Source organism: Natrinema longum (assembly GCF_017352095.1).
Taxonomy (GTDB): Archaea; Halobacteriota; Halobacteria; order Halobacteriales; family Natrialbaceae; genus Natrinema; species Natrinema longum.
Genome location: NZ_CP071463.1, coordinates 2,692,175 through 2,707,916, shown reverse-complemented (window position 1 = coordinate 2,707,916; position 15,742 = coordinate 2,692,175). Strand labels below are relative to the sequence as shown.

Annotated in this window: 17 protein-coding genes and 1 tRNA gene; 10 read left to right on the top strand and 8 right to left on the bottom strand. The window is 56.2% G+C overall.

Features of this window, described 5'->3' with window-relative positions; all coding sequences use genetic code 11:
- From J0X27_RS13390 to J0X27_RS13355, 9 genes are all read left to right on the top strand, one after another.
- A complete protein-coding gene (locus J0X27_RS13390; protein WP_207269675.1) occupies positions 1-1,386 on the top strand; it encodes an SPL family radical SAM protein in 1,386 nt (461 codons plus the stop codon).
- A gap of 88 nt (positions 1,387-1,474) precedes the next feature.
- Positions 1,475-2,755, top strand: coding sequence for an SPL family radical SAM protein (locus tag J0X27_RS13385; RefSeq protein ID WP_207269674.1), 1,281 nt, complete (start codon positions 1,475-1,477; stop codon positions 2,753-2,755).
- Between the two features lie 316 nt (positions 2,756-3,071).
- On the top strand, positions 3,072-3,461 hold the full coding sequence (locus J0X27_RS13380; protein WP_097380193.1) for a DUF8023 family protein: 390 nt from the start codon (positions 3,072-3,074) through the stop codon (positions 3,459-3,461).
- Between the two features lie 5 nt (positions 3,462-3,466).
- The gene (locus J0X27_RS18130) at positions 3,467-3,601 is read left to right on the top strand and encodes a hypothetical protein (protein WP_277410044.1); all 135 of its coding nucleotides are present in this window, start codon (positions 3,467-3,469) and stop codon (positions 3,599-3,601) included.
- A gap of 88 nt (positions 3,602-3,689) precedes the next feature.
- Complete coding sequence (locus J0X27_RS13375) at positions 3,690-5,264, top strand: Env/VP5 family phage fusion protein (protein WP_207269673.1); 1,575 nt, start codon at positions 3,690-3,692, stop codon at positions 5,262-5,264.
- Between the two features lie 12 nt (positions 5,265-5,276).
- Entirely contained in the window at positions 5,277-5,885 is a 609-nt protein-coding gene (locus J0X27_RS13370) for a DUF8063 family protein (RefSeq protein ID WP_484549478.1), read from the top strand.
- Positions 5,886-6,088: 203 nt separating this feature from the next.
- Entirely contained in the window at positions 6,089-6,739 is a 651-nt protein-coding gene (locus J0X27_RS13365; protein ID WP_207269671.1) for a hypothetical protein, read from the top strand.
- Positions 6,732-7,937 (top strand): ATP-binding protein, encoded by a 1,206-nt coding sequence (locus tag J0X27_RS13360; protein WP_207269670.1) that lies wholly within the window; start codon positions 6,732-6,734, stop codon positions 7,935-7,937. The genes J0X27_RS13365 and J0X27_RS13360 overlap by 8 nt, the downstream gene beginning before the upstream one ends.
- A gap of 156 nt (positions 7,938-8,093) precedes the next feature.
- Positions 8,094-8,465: a PD-(D/E)XK family putative nuclease gene (locus tag J0X27_RS13355; protein ID WP_207269669.1), complete on the top strand. Its 372-nt coding sequence runs from the start codon at positions 8,094-8,096 to the stop codon at positions 8,463-8,465.
- Here the strand turns inward: J0X27_RS13355 and J0X27_RS13350 are convergent.
- Positions 8,462-8,716: a DUF7692 domain-containing protein gene (locus J0X27_RS13350; RefSeq protein WP_207269668.1), complete on the bottom strand. Its 255-nt coding sequence runs from the start codon at positions 8,714-8,716 to the stop codon at positions 8,462-8,464. The two genes, J0X27_RS13355 and J0X27_RS13350, sit on opposite strands and share 4 nt — an antisense overlap.
- A gap of 277 nt (positions 8,717-8,993) precedes the next feature.
- On the opposite strand from J0X27_RS13350, the gene J0X27_RS13345 reads away from it, so the two are divergent.
- Entirely contained in the window at positions 8,994-9,890 is an 897-nt protein-coding gene (locus J0X27_RS13345) for a hypothetical protein (RefSeq protein ID WP_207269667.1), read from the top strand.
- A gap of 245 nt (positions 9,891-10,135) precedes the next feature.
- Here the strand turns inward: J0X27_RS13345 and J0X27_RS13340 are convergent, their stop codons facing one another.
- From J0X27_RS13340 to tuf, 7 genes are all read right to left on the bottom strand, one after another.
- Positions 10,136-11,752 carry a DUF7845 domain-containing protein gene (locus J0X27_RS13340; RefSeq protein ID WP_207269666.1) on the bottom strand — a complete coding sequence of 539 codons (1,617 nt, stop codon included), beginning with the start codon at positions 11,750-11,752 and terminating at the stop codon, positions 10,136-10,138.
- 196 nt (positions 11,753-11,948) lie between these two features.
- Positions 11,949-12,200, bottom strand: a complete 252-nt coding sequence (locus J0X27_RS13335; protein ID WP_207269665.1) for a hypothetical protein — start codon at positions 12,198-12,200, stop codon at positions 11,949-11,951.
- A complete protein-coding gene (locus J0X27_RS18125) occupies positions 12,197-12,328 on the bottom strand; it encodes a hypothetical protein (RefSeq protein ID WP_277410045.1) in 132 nt (43 codons plus the stop codon). The genes J0X27_RS13335 and J0X27_RS18125 overlap by 4 nt, the downstream gene beginning before the upstream one ends.
- 417 nt (positions 12,329-12,745) lie before the next feature.
- Positions 12,746-12,817, bottom strand: a tRNA-Ala gene (locus tag J0X27_RS13330).
- Between the two features lie 177 nt (positions 12,818-12,994).
- On the bottom strand, positions 12,995-13,687 hold the full coding sequence (locus J0X27_RS13325) for a rhomboid family intramembrane serine protease (RefSeq protein ID WP_207269664.1): 693 nt from the start codon (positions 13,685-13,687) through the stop codon (positions 12,995-12,997).
- 180 nt (positions 13,688-13,867) lie between these two features.
- A complete protein-coding gene (gene rpsJ / locus J0X27_RS13320) occupies positions 13,868-14,176 on the bottom strand; it encodes a 30S ribosomal protein S10 (RefSeq protein ID WP_004215311.1) in 309 nt (102 codons plus the stop codon).
- A complete protein-coding gene (gene tuf, locus J0X27_RS13315; protein ID WP_207269663.1) occupies positions 14,177-15,439 on the bottom strand; it encodes a translation elongation factor EF-1 subunit alpha in 1,263 nt (420 codons plus the stop codon).
- Positions 15,440-15,742 lie beyond the last annotated feature (303 nt).

The window sequence follows — 15,742 nt, the reverse complement described above, 5'->3', positions numbered from 1 at the left end:
GTGGCTGATAATAATAGTGTTGGGTGGGAATTACTATCCATCTTGCTCCCCCTATTCAGGGAACAATTTATTGAAAATCAGCCACGTGGTACTAATGAAATGGAAATAGAATGTAATGATTCTACAAGTACAGATTCCCCGAGGCTCATTATTAGAGGCTATGACGGCCAAATAAAAGGGAATTTGCCACCATCTCCGAAGTTAAACAGATTACGGGAGTTGAGTCGATCTACTGGCGGCCCTCTAGAAAGACTTGATTTAATGGATGTTGGATTGCAATGTTCTGAATGTAGTAATCCAATCACAGATCGGTTTGGAGCATCATCTACAAGTGATCTAATCTGCTGGGATTGTGTAGATTCGAACCTTGCTGAATCTGATGCTCGTGGAGTTACCTCTACTATTGATCCTACAAAAGCAGTACTTTCGTCATCAGCATTACACCACAAGAATCTCTGTAATTATGTTATAAACGTAGCCACTGGATGCACACATGGCTGTAAATTCTGCTATGTTCCTTCCACACCGAATATCAAGATGAGGAAAGATATGCTGAACGAACAAGTTGATGTGGAAGATGGCCAATCAGAATGGGGCAGTTATCTCTTATATCGCGATGATTTACCAGAACGACTTAATCGTAAACTTGAACGCAAAAGAACATGGGACGCGACTCCAGATGGGCGCGGTGTCGTGATGATTTCGAGCGGAACAGACTGTTACCAAGATAGACGAACTGCTCAAATAACCCGAGGATGCGTTATCGAACTCATAAAACACAAAAAGCCAGTTCGAATTCTCACACGAAGTCCTGCTGTGGTTCGGGACCTTGACGTGTTTAAATCCGCAAACGGTCTGGTAACTGTTGGTTCATCAATTCCATCACTTGATGACAATCTCGTTCGATCCATTGAACCAGGTGCACCAGCTCCAACTACTCGATTAAATGCCTTGGAGAAGATCAGTAACGCTGGTGTCCCAGTCTATGTTTCTATGTCTCCAACATATCCGACACAGAGCCGTGATGATCTACGAAGGTTACTGAAAGAGTTCAAAACAAGACTTGATCCTGATGTCGTCTTTCACGAGCCTATTAATCCTCGTGGAGGAAACTTTGGCATGACTGTCCAAGCGGCCCGAGATGCTGGCCAAATAGAACTCGCCAATGAACTCGAAAAGCTACAAGATAGAGATAATTGGGTCGAATACTCGAAAAATCAGCTGATGACTGTTCGAGAACTTGGTAACGAGCTTGATGTTCCAATCCATCTCTGGCCCGATAAAGAGTTTATCAAATACGCTGGTGAACACAAGGAGTTCTTCAAACACGAACGAGAAAAGGACGACTCCCCGGAAGATTATCCGCAGCCAGTTCCGCCAGCATGACCTCTTAAACTCTTTACTTTCACTTTCACTCTGGTATTGGGCTTCTTTTATAGATTTGTCGCCTCATTATCTAATTAGTGGGATATGCATGCACCTCGATACACAACGCGATCCAGACGGTGGATGGTACGACCGGGATATTCGTCTTGTTGACAAAGAAGAGAATGTTATCGAGGACTTTGGAAAAGATCCAACATTAGATGAACTTAGAGAGGCAGAGCATCGCCACAGAAAACGGATTAATCTTTGGCAGCAAGGTCTAGTGTGCTATGAATGTGGAAATCAAATCAACGATCGATTCGCTGCTCGTCCCGATGGGCAAATCCTCTGTTGGGAGTGTGCAAAATCAGAAAACAGCCGCGAACAGGGAGGACTCATAATCAACACAGACCCGACCAAATCAGTTCTGAGTGAGTCGAAGTTACACGAAAAGAGCCTCTGTGACTACGTAATCAACGTTGCGACCGGATGTCGGCATGGCTGCAAATTCTGCTACGTCCCAAGCACACCGGCAATCGATAATCGTGATGAGATGCTCGCAAAACATGCGGACGTAGATGATCCCCAGAGAGACTGGGGGAGCTACCTACTCTATCGTGACGATCTCCCCGAACGAGTTCACGAGGGTCTTCAGGAAACGGACTTCAGTGACTGGAAAACAACACGGCGTGGTCGGGGTGTTGTGATGCTATCAAGCGGGACGGACTGTTACCAAGACCGACGTGCCGCTCAAATCACTCGAGGATGTGTACAGGAACTCACGGAACACGGTATTCCCGTTCGTATCCTTACTCGGAGTCCGAACGTTACTCGAGATATCGATCTCTTTCAGAAAGCCGGCAATAAAATTGCTGTGGGCTGCTCGATACCAACGTTCGATACCGCGCTCGTCAAAGCGATGGAACCGAATGCACCACCACCGCAAGCGCGCTGGGAGGCACTCGATAAACTCTTTCAGGCCGGGGTGCCACGATTTGTGTCATTCTCACCAACCTATCCAACAATGGATCGGGACGATATCAGAGAGGCGCTCAGCTGGTTCGCAGCCATCGATCCCACTGTAGTTTTCCATGAGCCGATGAACCCCCGCGGTGCGAATTTCCAGATGTGTCTTGAGGCTGCTCAAGAAGCAGGATATGTAGATATGGCCGAAGAGTTGTTCAAAATACGAGAAGAAGATAAGTGGGTTGAGTATGCGTTAGATCATATCGAATTGGTGCAAGACGTTGCCGGTCAATTTGAAAATCTGACAATTCATACATGGCCTGACCGAAAGTTGCTTCAGGAGACATCGGGAGAGAGATACCGAGAACTGAGAAAAATGAAAAAAGAAGTTTCGCCGGAGACATTCGAATCGGATCCGTTCTAACACAGATATAGCCAGAATTCTAGCAAAGCTATTCGAATGTCAAAAGAACGGACATATTCGCTGACTCCGTTGAACCATTTCATCTGAGTGTAGGGTAGATCGAGGAGAACGGAATGTATACTAAGGAGAACGACAGCTGGACATATAGTGTTGCTACCTATCAAGAACACAGTGAAAAGTACCGGTGCTCTTACGACTGTTTTTGTTTATCTGTACTCGATATTAGATCAGTAGCCCCCAAGATCATACGATATAGCGGCTGTATCTCTCAAAACGGGCATTTATCACTCAGTTCCGGAACGTTTTCGCTTGCACTATGGCATCAAACAGATTCGACGGCATCGACATGCTGTCACTGGTACTGTACCCGATCACGACCGGGATGGTCTTAGGCATCTGGACGTGGTCGGTGACGGTCTTCGGCGGGTACGACTTCAGTCAGGGATTCTGGAGTTACGGTAGCACGGAGATCTCGGTCGCGCTCGCACTGACGATCCTCTCGTTCGCGTGGATCGTCTGGAGCAACGAATTCGACGGTACGAACTACTCACAAGCCGAATTCTATACGATCGTCTTCGTCTTCGCGGCTCCGATCCTCTACGCGCTCGTCCCGTTCTTCGCGACGTTCTTCGAACCAGAGATGTTCCGAGTCGTCCTGTACTTCGGCGTCTGTGTCGGAGCTGTCTGGACGTCGTACACGGAGTGATCACGATGACGGACTCAATCAAATCGACGGCGGCGCTGCTCGAGGACGGATTGGTCACGCTCGGCGTCGGCATCGTCTCGGCGATCGCCGTGTACGAGCTGGCGATGGTCGCGCTGCTGCTCGCGACGGGGGGTCTCTAAGATGGCGGCCCATCGGCCCATAGCCCACCGCGCGTTTGCGGTCATGCTCGCGGTGCTCCTGGTCGGCTCGGTCGTCGCGCCGATCGCGGTGACGGGGACGGTCGCGGCTCAGAACAGTGGCGACTCGATCGAGATCAACGAGGACTGCGGAGCGATGGCGAAGTTCGCTTTCCCACGGTCCTGCCATGCTGCCGAGGCGACTTTCGGAGATATTGATACCTCACAGGAGTCCTCGGCAATCGAGGTCGATACGCATACCTCGGCTGTTGGTGTCTATGAGGGGACTCAACAGTCCACCTCGGTCTATCAGAATTACCTCGAAGACACCGAGACACTGGCCTCGCTCGAGGCGCGGCACGCGATCGCGACGGCCTACGAGAATAACAAGACTGCAATCGAGGCGCAAGCGGCTGGGCAGCAAGCAATCAACGACTATTACGCTCACCACCAAATTCAGCTGGCCGAGCGGGCGAGCGCTGATTCTGCTGAATTAGCGTATCTGATGAACGTCACCCACCAAGATCCGGACATCTCAGATGAGTTCATCCATGCGTGGACTGCCAATCATGATGGATCGACATCTAGCGAGTCGTTCGCATTCACCGGTAACACGTCTACACAGACGATGACGCTGGTTAACGGCAGTGAATACCAGCATGAACAGCTCGAGATTGAAACATCGTGGTCAACATCCGGCGGCAGCACTGGCGGCGGGGTCTATAATGACAGTCTGTTCGACGACTACCGCGCTGAAACGGACGATTTCAACGTCTCGGCAGGAGTTGATAACGACTGGAGTTGGCCGGGTGGTATCCAAGTGATGAACGCACCGGCTGCGTCGCTCGACTCGGCGACAGTCTACGATTACCGACTAACCGCGAAGCAGAGCCACCGGATCGAACAGCAAGCTCAGACCGTGCAAAACAACTACCCGAGTACGGTCGCAGAGGATCTCTACGCCGAGATGGACGCGGGGAACCTCTCGCCAAACGATGTCCGCGGAGCCGAGGGGATGGTGCGCTACATGTCTGGAAACGAAACCTCCGGCGATAGCCTCGAGTACGGACTTCGTAGCACGCTGGACCTGCCCCAGCCGGATGATGTCGAGTCCACGATGACGGTCCACTTCGACGGGAAGACGGATCGCCAGCGGATCGTAAACAGTTCGACAGGTGCCGTCTCGTACGACTACACAACGGTCAACGAGACGTACACCGGGATGTTGTACGCTGGAGGGTTCTCGAGCGGATCGGCCGAAACGGGAGTGACGTACAACGTCTCTGACTTCGAGAAACAGCCGTCGATGATCCTCAGTACTGGAGAGTCCGATACCACTGAGGAAGTAGTCTTCTGGGAAGGACAGTTCACTATCCAGAACATGACCGATTCGAACGGGAGCACGGTCGAGACGATGGAATACAGCGGCCCGTCCTATTCGACCTATGATGCAAGCGGATACATCGACGGACTCGAGGAAGCGAGCGACGAGCGTGGACAGATTGTAAGCAAGACCAGCGATGAGGAATCGAGCGGGATCGGGTGGCCAGATCTTGGCGGCGATTCCCCGTCGCAACAGACGGCGGCCGCGCTCGTGGTCGCAATCGTCATCGTGGCAATTCTCGCGTCACTTGTATCGGACGTGTTCGACTCGTTTAGCCCCTAACTCACCCGATCAATGATTTTTCAACACCTCCCAGGACGGCGGATAGTGTTCGGACTCGCGGTCGTCGCGATCGTGGCGATGGGCATGGGCATGGGCGTTGGGCCAGTGACCGCACAGGAGGCACCGGAGAACCCCGGAAACGGCGCAACGTGGGGGAATCAGACAGCAGAGAACGCGGAGAACACGACGTATGTGACCGAAGTAGACCAGACTCTCCGCGTTCTCGAGTGGCGTTACGATAGCGAGGAAGAAATGGTATACATCGAATTCGAGTCAGACGAGAGTAAGACCGTCACAGTGACTGAGGCCCGCCAATTCGAGGCAGGAGCGAGTAAAGGACGGATCAAGCAGAAGCAGATACCGGAGGGGACCAGCAAGGTGAAGCTACCCGTCAAACCGACGGCCGGGAAGGCCGGTGTATCGATCACAACCCCGGAGTCCATCGATAACGGGAGTTACACGGTCCTTTCGACGGGAATCGGGGAATCGGAAACGCCGTTCCACCGGACGGGATCACCGTCGGGGTGGTTCGGCGGCGCGTTCACGGCCGTTGCGATGATGGGAGCGGCCGCGTACAAGGTCAGAAACGAGGAACACGGCGATGTGGTGACGGTAGAATGACGGACCAACCTCAGCCAATGCCGACGTTCGCGAGTAACCGGGACCGTCTCGTGTACCTGATAGCGGAGTACAAGATCCCACTGTCGGTGATGTTCCTTGCGACGTTGGTTATCCTTGCAGTGTGGACACCAAAGGTCCCGAAACCACCGGCCTCAGCCGTTCACTTCTCTATATCTGCGTTCCTGTTGGCCATCCCGACGTACATGGCCGGAATGCGGATCGCTCGGTACCTCTATCCCGGCCCGAACTGGGTATACGTCGGTATCGCAGACCCCGGCACGGCAGGGACTCAGACTGAGAAAACCGGACTCTATGACGGCAAGAAGGTCAAGCCGGATGTGTGGGAAGACCGGAGCGAAGTCGAGATGTCTCCGCTCGAGTCGCCGGAAGGGAAGTTCGACTACGTGGTGACGCGCTTCGAGTGGTACGAGGAAATCGGCGAAATCGAAGTTCGTGGCGCGGACCAGACCACGCTCGAGCCGGCCGAGGCGTGGGTCAACGCGAGTCGAGTGGACACGATATTCGATCACCACCAGTCGCTCAAGCGCCGATACGCACACCTGAAACGGAACGTCTCGGAGAAGATCACCGACGTACACGACGCGACGATTATGACCGAGATCGCAGAACACGAGCAAAGCGACCTCGTGCCAGGCGTCGAGATCATCGAAGAAATCGAAGACATGGAATCGGACGTGAAGGACCTGCCGGACGCTCCCGCTCAGGACGACCGAACCCCTCGAGAGCGAGCGCTAGATCTCCAGGTGGCCGACTCGGTTGACGACGCGATGGACGATCTCCGTCCCGAGGGTGGACGGGCGGCAGCGACAGACGGAGGGCAGCCCGATGAGTGAGAGCGACAGCAACGGCGAGTGGGCAGCGAGTGAGTCCAAGGACTGGAAGGACGGCCGTCACAAGCGGTCGAACGAACACGTCGAACAGCACGCGGCCATCGTCTCGGACAGCAAGACAAGGCGGCACCTGACGGCACTCAGCCGGGCGTACGAACGCGCATACTCTCGCGGCTGGATCGACAGCGAGTGGCCCGACTCGCTCGAGGAAACTGACCTGTACCAGGACCGACTGCGATACCACGAGACCGAGACGTTCAGTCGGCGGCTCGAGCAGGGCGAAATGGCGAAGATCCGGCACCACGTCGGCAGTCAGTCGGACGAGATCGACGTGAGCGGCTGGCACGACATCGAACGAATCCGGGACATCGTCTCAGATCGGCACCTTCGGCTCTACGAGTACGGCGAGCCAGGCTCTGGGAAGACCAGTGCCGGCTGTCTCGCTGCCCGTCATTGGCTCGAGCAACAGCGAGACGAAGGGAATGACGATGCCTACGTTATCACGAACATCCGAACGCTCGCGAGCGAAGACGAGTCGATCATCTGGGTAGACAACTGGGCAGACCTGAAAGAGCGAGTATACGCCGACATGGAGGACGTACTGGCGGAGAACGTCGCGCCGGTACTGTTCCTGTTTGACGAAGCGTCATCGCAGGCCAGCGGCGGCGGAAAGGACGGCTGGGAGACAGGGACGAAACTCGCGACTCTCGTTTACAAGATCCGCAAGTTCGGCGGTGCGATCATCATCATCGGTCACGACGGGAAAGACCTGCACCCGGCCGTTCGGGAACTCTGCATGGTTCTCCATAAGGAGTCGAAAAAGAAGGCGCGGTTCTACGAAACTATCACAAATCGGAACCCAAAGCAACCGATCACACCCCAGATCGAAGGCTGGCCCGACTCGAAATGGAGTCCCAACGACAAAGATCCGGCACCGTGGTCGTGGGACGACGGACAGGAGAGCGAAACCGACGGAAACGGCAGTCATATCGCTCGAGACGACGCATTTCGGGAGTTGGCGATATGGACCGTCGTTCAGGAGAAGACGAGGAATCCGGACGATCCACCGTCGAATGGAAAGATCGCAAGTAAGCGGCTGTACGGCGAGTATTCCGCGGAATGGGTCCGTCGAAGGTGGAACGAGTATCAGGACGGCGAGCACGGCGAGGTAGTTGCCGAGATTCAACAGGCGATCGCATGACAGCGACGGATTCCAACCCACTCCAACAACAACTGACCCCGCCCCGTAGAGTAAGGGGATCCCGCACGATGGGCGATGAATAGGTAATTATGGGCGATGTTAGCACGGATAATAGCCGGGGTCGAACTATATATAATACGCGCGAGAGGTTCACCGATGCCAAGTCACAAATCCAATAAGTTCGGTACTGCAGTCGAGAAACGAGTCGTCGATAAATACCGACTCGAGCTATCGCGATCGCCGTGGCACGATGCACTCATGCAGAACGGGAAACCAGTCGAAATCAAGAGTACACGCCTCGAGCACGCCGATGGTGAAGCCGGGAACTTCAAAATCTACGAGAAGTATCATCGGAAGCTCCGGCGTCACGACGGCTATTACGTCTTCGGCGTCTACAGACCGTCTCCGTTCAAGATTCTCAAACTCAAGCGGAAACACTCGTCACAGCTCCCGCGACTCTCCTGGCACGGAGGTGGATCGCACCGAGGGACACAACAAGCGAAGGTTTCGATCGGCGCGATTTTCTAATCAGTGTCGACGGCGATATCGGTAGTAACCTCGAAACTCATTGCTCGCGTTGACAGTGTCTCAGCGATCTCTCGGCGCTGCTCGAGCGTAAGGTCGTCCCGCTTGAGGACCTGGCGAGCAGCCTGTACGAACTTCGGAACATCGTCACAGGCGCTCACCACTGCTTTCGTCTTGTTGCAGTCGTAGAAGTCCGCTGCGCGTTCGATCGCATCTCGTCGGTACGCGTAATCGCCGTCGGTCCGAATTCTCATGCTCGTACACACGAGCCGGTATATCCTAGTTTTTTCGACTCACTGAACGACCCATTCCGCCCCTAAATCAGCGGAACATGTCGCCCATTCAGAATCGAATGTTGGTCTCAGTAGTGACCAAACTCGAGATATGCACACGAGAGTTCGCGTCTCGTGTGTATATTCGGGAATCGGATTTTATCGACGTACAACCCCTGATAGTAGCTGCAATACTTGGTATATTGGAGTTCTGATTTCCAATAAACATTTATCGTCTACGATCTATTGGACTAGTACATTGCCCAACAATACTGCATTCATTGGAACCAGTTCCCCTATTGGGTACGATTATGAGAAGGAGCCCGAATTGAATCATCCTAATCCTCTACTTGAGGCACCATTAGGTCTTTTTCTTCTATACGATGAAATATGGTTTTTACACCATCAGCTATGCCCGAAAAATATGAAAGATTTAGATTATGTGAAATTTATATCGGATTCAGATGATGTGGCAGATTATAGAGAGAAGTTTGACAATATTTCTCAGGAAAAGATAGCAGATAACCTTGGATTAGAAAGTGAAAGATCAAGTGTGGGATTCGACCATTTGTTAAATGACATCGCCCCGTTTGCTACATATGACAACCACGGTAGATCAATTCAAGAGTTGGGTATTATGCCCAATCCAGATACTAGAAATTTCCTTTTCGATTACTATGTCGTATCAGAACTTGATACGGACGTAGATTACATATCTAATACATTTGTGAAAAGTAAAATAAGTTTAGATACTATGAATACTAACTCATATAGGGATTTGAATAAAGCAGAGAGCATAATAGCCAGTAGAGTTCCGAATTATCAAACACCAGACGGACCCTATTTTGAAGCTATAGATGATTTCCGAAAATATAGAACTCGATCCCAATTTAGAGAGAAGATGTTAGAGGGAGATCTGACAATAGAAGAGTTGGAAGAAGAATTTACGGAAATACGGAACAGAATGCTAATAGAATCAACATCAAGAAAGAATGTGTATGAAAGCATAATATCTATGTTTGTTACCCAAGCCCCCGTTTTTTCTAACATATTCGGAGCGATAGCTGGTGCGAAAAATGCAGCCCAAAGTCATTCCAGAAATAAAAATTATGGCTGGGCAAATTTCCTAGCCAAGATAGAGAATCATAATAAATAGCTTCGAGTTTTCATTACTCCTCTTTGCTGTCGCGGAACGGTACGGGGTATTTTGATGAAGTGGCCTTAGCCACACCCCTAACGGGGAACCCGACGGCCCCCGTCGTGGTTCCCCGTCAGGTGTGGCCGGGGCTTGTCCCCGGCCACCCCGCGGCGCGCGCCGATCGGGACCGATCCGGGGCTATTACACGCTGAAAACGGCGAAATATAGAGGTTAGAATAGTGTTGCCACTGGTCGGCCCGGCGCTACAACCAGCGCCAGGCCGCGCTCTTGCCGCGCTCGCCGAGGTCAACCTGTGCGGAGCGGAACCGTGCTGGATCTTTCCCGGCTTCCGTCCACAGTCGATAGGCTTCCTTCAGTCGAGCCTCGACGTTCTCGACGTCCTGGAGTCGAAACATCACCCGCGCTTCCTGCCGGTCATCCACATCGACCCCGTGCTTCGCACACCACGCTACCAGCGCACTCGTCGTTTCATCGATTCCTCGCTCGGCTGCTTCGATCGCCTTCGCTCCGGCTTCGACGGCTCGTCGAGTCGCATCTCGCGCTTGCTGAACGGCGTCGTGGACCATCTCGGCGACGTGGTTCGATCGGAGCGAGACAGACCCGTACTCGGATTCGACTAATTTGGGAATCCGTTTCAGCGCCCGCCGAACGCTATCGACGTGGCGACCGTGGTCCTCGGCGATCTCCTGGGGCGACACCTGTCCCCCATCGGTCACCAGCGTCTCGAGGGCTTCCCATTCGACCGGGGAAAGCCCATCCGAGAGGTGTTTCACGACGACGCTCTCTTGCGTCTCACGTATCCGGGTGAGATCCAGCGAGACGATGTTTACCTCCTGTTCTTCGGTTGGATCGAAGTAGGCATCCGCGACGAATGGACCATCGCCACGATTGTCGTCGGCAGGGTGAACCGGAAGGCCGGCGTCGGCCATCACCGAACACACCGTCTCGTCCAGTTGCGCTATCAGCTCCTCGAGGTCGTCATCGGTAACGCCGATCGTTTCGTCCCACCGACTCACCTGATACGACGCACCGAGTTTCGGGTTCGCCAGCGTCTCGTCGTCGTCCATTCCGGCAGCCTCGCGGCTGTAGTAGTGTTTCACCTCACGGGGAAACGTGTGGCTCGGGAACGCCTCAGCGACTCGTCTCGGGCCGAGTGTGACCGTGTGATAGTAGCCGGGCAGGTGGCGGCCCTTCTCGTCGCGTTCGTTTTGCACGAGTTTCCGATACCCGTCTCGGTCGTTCTCGAGCAAGTGCGCCATGCTGGCGATGGGTCCGTCCCGAGCGTGGATCGGTCCGGAGCGGTCACTATCCAGACGAACGTACCGCTCGGCGTCCTGTACGTTGCTGAACGAGTGGGGCCGATCGAAGTAGCGGCGGTGGATTCCCACGGACTCCGCGGCTCGGCAAAGCAGTTCGTGGTACCGGCGAAAATCGATGTTCGATCCGTTGATTTTGACGTTCACAGCCTCGGTAATCGTCTCGGGAACGCTGTACTCCGAACGCTCGCCCTGGTCGTTCTCGATCTCCATTCCTTGCCACCGTGGGGCGAGGTGCGCGTTGAACGACTGCTCACCAACTGGATCTTCCTCGGGATGTCGAGCCACAGAGAACCGGAATTCGCGGATTTCGTTGATTCTGAACGGTGTTCCCTGGGGATTCTCGGGGCCAGGATGAACGATGCCGCTGTCCTGATAATACAGTTTGACGATCCACCGCTCGGTCCCGCTCTCGAATTCGGCAACCTGTGAACCGTCACCGTCCTTGACCCGCGAATCACAGGCGAAGAACGGCTTGAGTGCGTGGTCGTCGAACAGGTAGTTCGCGGCGAACTCGTGGAAGGCCAGTTCGACGGCCTTCATAGCAGCCCCTCGCGCTCCGCGAAACACGCGGTACAGAGCGGGATCGATTGGCCGAGTCGGCACTTCACTTCCGGCCCAACGTAGTCGCAGTCGTCACACTCCGGCCAGACCGGCTCCGAATCGGTTTCCGATTCCGCTTCCGATAGTTCGTCAGACGAGTCCTGCGGCTCAAGACCGAAGGCTGTCAAGTCCTCGGTCATGCCGGCGATCGTCCCTCCAGGTGCGCGCAACGGTGGTTGTACGCTTCCTCGAGAACGACGTTCTCGGGCCGGTTATCCCACGGGATGTGGTTGCAGTGGTGAACGTCGAATTCGTCGCCGAACACGTCGCTCGGATCGTTCTCGAGACAGGCGACCAGCTGGTGAATGTACGCCGTCGAGTCGTCGTCACCTACACGGCACCGGACGTATTCGTAGCCGAGTCCGGTCTGATGCACCGTGACCGTCACGCCGACTCACCTCGATTCTCGAGGGAGTGGCGAATCTCGTCATCGGTTGCCTGATAGGCTGGATGGACAAGAACGGTCCTCGTTTCCACGTCGTACAGACGGCTGGCACGGACGAATTCGTCCGTCATCGGTCCACCTCCCCGCCATCGGTGAGTACAGGCGGAACCCGCTGTGAGCCCGTCCGTTGCATCCGACGGGGACACCCTCTCGCATGGCCGGCCTCCCCGTCCTTGTTGATCAACCGGGTACAGCGCGCCTCGCACTCCGGACACGTGAACTCTCGGGAGGTACGCGGTTCCGGGTGAGTCCACACCCGCCTCTCGAGTTCATCCGGATCAATATCGGCGAGAAGTTCGTCCAGCGACTTCACGCGCACCACCCCGATTTACTCGTCTCACCGGCAGACGGTGAGGGGGTGCAGCACTGACAGTGCTGAACTCCCGACGAGACCCACCGCTCTATACGATGGGTGTGACGAGAAATCGGGGTGGAAAAGCGGCCGAGGGCACCGAATTCGGTACCTTCGAAACCGACTTTTTTACGGATGGACTCGTCGGGATTTGAACCCGAGGCCTCTTCCTTGCGAAGGAAGCGATCTACCACTGATCTACGAGCCCTCGCACGTTCCTAACCCCGGTTTCTATTTGTAGCTTGTGTTTCGAGGGCGGATCGGGACACTGCACCACGATGGGGTCTCGAGTCGACGGCGGGATGCATACGGGCTGCTGTCACTGGGTCCCGCACACTCGCAGGCGGGTCGTAGGTGTGCCAGCACTGACTGACAGTCCTCCGTATCAAACGGCCGACCGACCGTCGGCGTCGGAACCGGCGGCGAGCACGCGAGTCCGACCGGCGATCGTCCCGACGAGGAACCCGGTGAAGTGGGCGATCACCGCGACGCCGGGCGAGGCAGTCATGACCGTCACCGTGATCGCGAGTCCGACGAACACGAGGACCGCCAGCCAGCGTGGAACGTCGACGAACGAGGCGAGGCCGGTCGAGAGCCGGTTCGACGCGAGGAGATAGCCAAGCAGGGCGAAGACGGCCCCGCTGGCTCCGAGCACGCCCGGCGTCGGCGCGACGGGGACGAACGGAATCGCCGCGAGTACCCCCGTGACGAGGATCTGGGCGACCCCCGCGATCGCACCGGTGATCGCGAAGAACGAGTGAAATCGGAGTCGAGTCGTCGCCCGCGCGACCGGCCAGCCGAAGACGATCAGTGCGACGCTGTTCGAGAGCAGGTGCCCCACGCCGTTGTGGGCGTAGACGCTCGTGACGACCGTCCACGGATTCGCCGTGAGCGGCGGTGCGAGGACGAACAGCCCGCCCATCAGTCCCGCGAGCGCGGTGAGGCCCTGGACGGCGAACACGACGGCAAAGACGACGAGGAGTTCGAGGATCGGACTGCTCGAGCCGGGTTCGGTCCCCTCCCCGCCGGATCCGACGGCCGGCTTCGACCGCGACCGTGACTGCGAGCGTCTCGCCATGTGGATAGCTGGGGCAGCGAGCGACAAAAGTCCCGGCACGGACTGGTGGGGTGGGACTCGGGAAGACGACCCGGAAACGCCGACGCCTGATCGGGACGTAGCCGTCGCTGAGGACGGACGTTCGGTGGCTCCTATAGAAAAACGGTGAATATCCTCTTCGAGTCGCGATCGGAGACGGCCTCAGTCTTCGAGGACGATCTCGATCGAAACGTCGTTTGGCACCTGAATGCGCATGAGCTGTCGGAGTGCGCGTTCGTCGGCGTCCAGATCGATCAGGCGCTTGTGGACGCGCATCTCCCAGTGCTCCCACGTCGCAGTGCCCTCGCCGTCAGGCGACTTCCGGGTCGGCACCTCGAGGGTTTTCGTCGGCAGCGGGATCGGCCCGCTCAGGTTGACGCCGGTGTTGTTCGCGATCTCGCGGACGTCGTCGCAGATGTCGTCCAAGTCGTCTGGACTCGTGCCCGCGAGTCGAACGCGTGCCTGCTGCATTTATTTCTCGTGGACTTCGAGGACCTTGCCGGCGGCGATGGTCTGACCCATGTCGCGGATGGCGAAGCTCCCGAGTTCGGGGATCTCGCTGGACGGCTCGATGCTGAGGGGCTTTTGCGGTCGGATGGTGACCACAGCAGCGTCACCCGACTGGATGAAGTCGGGGTTCTCCTCGGCGACCTCGCCGCTCGAGGGGTCCATCTTCTTGTCGATGGACTCGATGGTACAGGCAACCTGTGCCGTGTGGGCGTGGAAGACCGGCGTGTAGCCGGCCGTGATCACGCTGGGGTGTTGCATGACGACGATCTGAGCCTGGAACGTCTCGGCGACGCTCGGCGGGTCGTCGGCGGGGCCACAGACGTCACCGCGGCGGATGTCGTCCTTGCCGATGCCGCGGACGTTGAATCCGACGTTGTCACCGGGTTCGGCCTTGGGCACCTCTTCGTGGTGCATCTCGATCGTCTTGACCTCGCCGCCCACGTCGCTGGGCTGGAAGGAGACGTTGTCGCCGGTGTTGAGGAGACCGGTCTCGATACGTCCGACGGGGACGGTACCGATACCCGAAATCGTGTAGACGTCCTGGATCGGGAGTCGGAGCGGCGCGTCCGTCGGCGGCTCCGGCTCCGGCAGGCTGTTCAGGGCCTCGAGGAGGATTTCGCCGTCGTACCACGGCGTGTTGTCGGACTCCTCGGCGATGTTGTCGCCTTCGAACGCCGAGATCGGGATGAACGAGGCGTCGTCGGTGTTGAACTGAACCTGCTTGAGCAGCTGCTCGACTTCCTCGACGACCTCGTTGTACGTCGACTCCTCGTAGTCGACGATGTCCATCTTGTTGATGCCGATGATGAGCTCGTCGATACCGAGGGTTCGAGCCAGGAAGACGTGCTCCTGGGTCTGGGGCGCGACACCGTCGTCGGCGGCGACGACGAGGACGGCGTTGTCCGCCTGGGATGCGCCCGTGATCATGTTCTTCACGAAGTCGCGGTGACCGGGACAGTCGACGATGGTGAAATCGTAGGCGTCCGTCGAGAACTCCTGGTGGGCGATGTCGATGGTGACACCACGCTCTCGCTCCTCGGCGAGGTTGTCCATGACGTAGGCGAACTCGAAGCCACCCTTGCCCTTCTCTTCTGCTTCTTCGCGGTGCTGTTCGATGACGTGCTCGGGTACGCTCCCCGTCTCGTAGAGGAGTCGTCCCACGAGCGTACTTTTCCCGTGGTCAACGTGACCGATGATGGCCAGGTTCTGGTGTTGGTCGCTCATTGTTGTAGCTCACGCGCAGAGGCGCTTATATCGGTCTCTTTGGCTCGTTGCGGTTAAAACCATTTCGAAAGCGTATTCAGCCGATCCCGATCCCGTCTTGCGGTTTGGCTAGGATTCACACGGCACGAACGTTCGAGAGGTGGCGACTCCGCCCCAGGCGGACGGCCACGAGCGGGTGATCTCCCCCTCGAGCGAGCGGCGAACTCGTGACGCGCGGATCGATGGGGCCGTCCAGCAGACCGTGTCGGGCGTTCGAGGGTACCGGCCTCGGTTTCGAGTGGTCGCGACACCGATACGACTCGA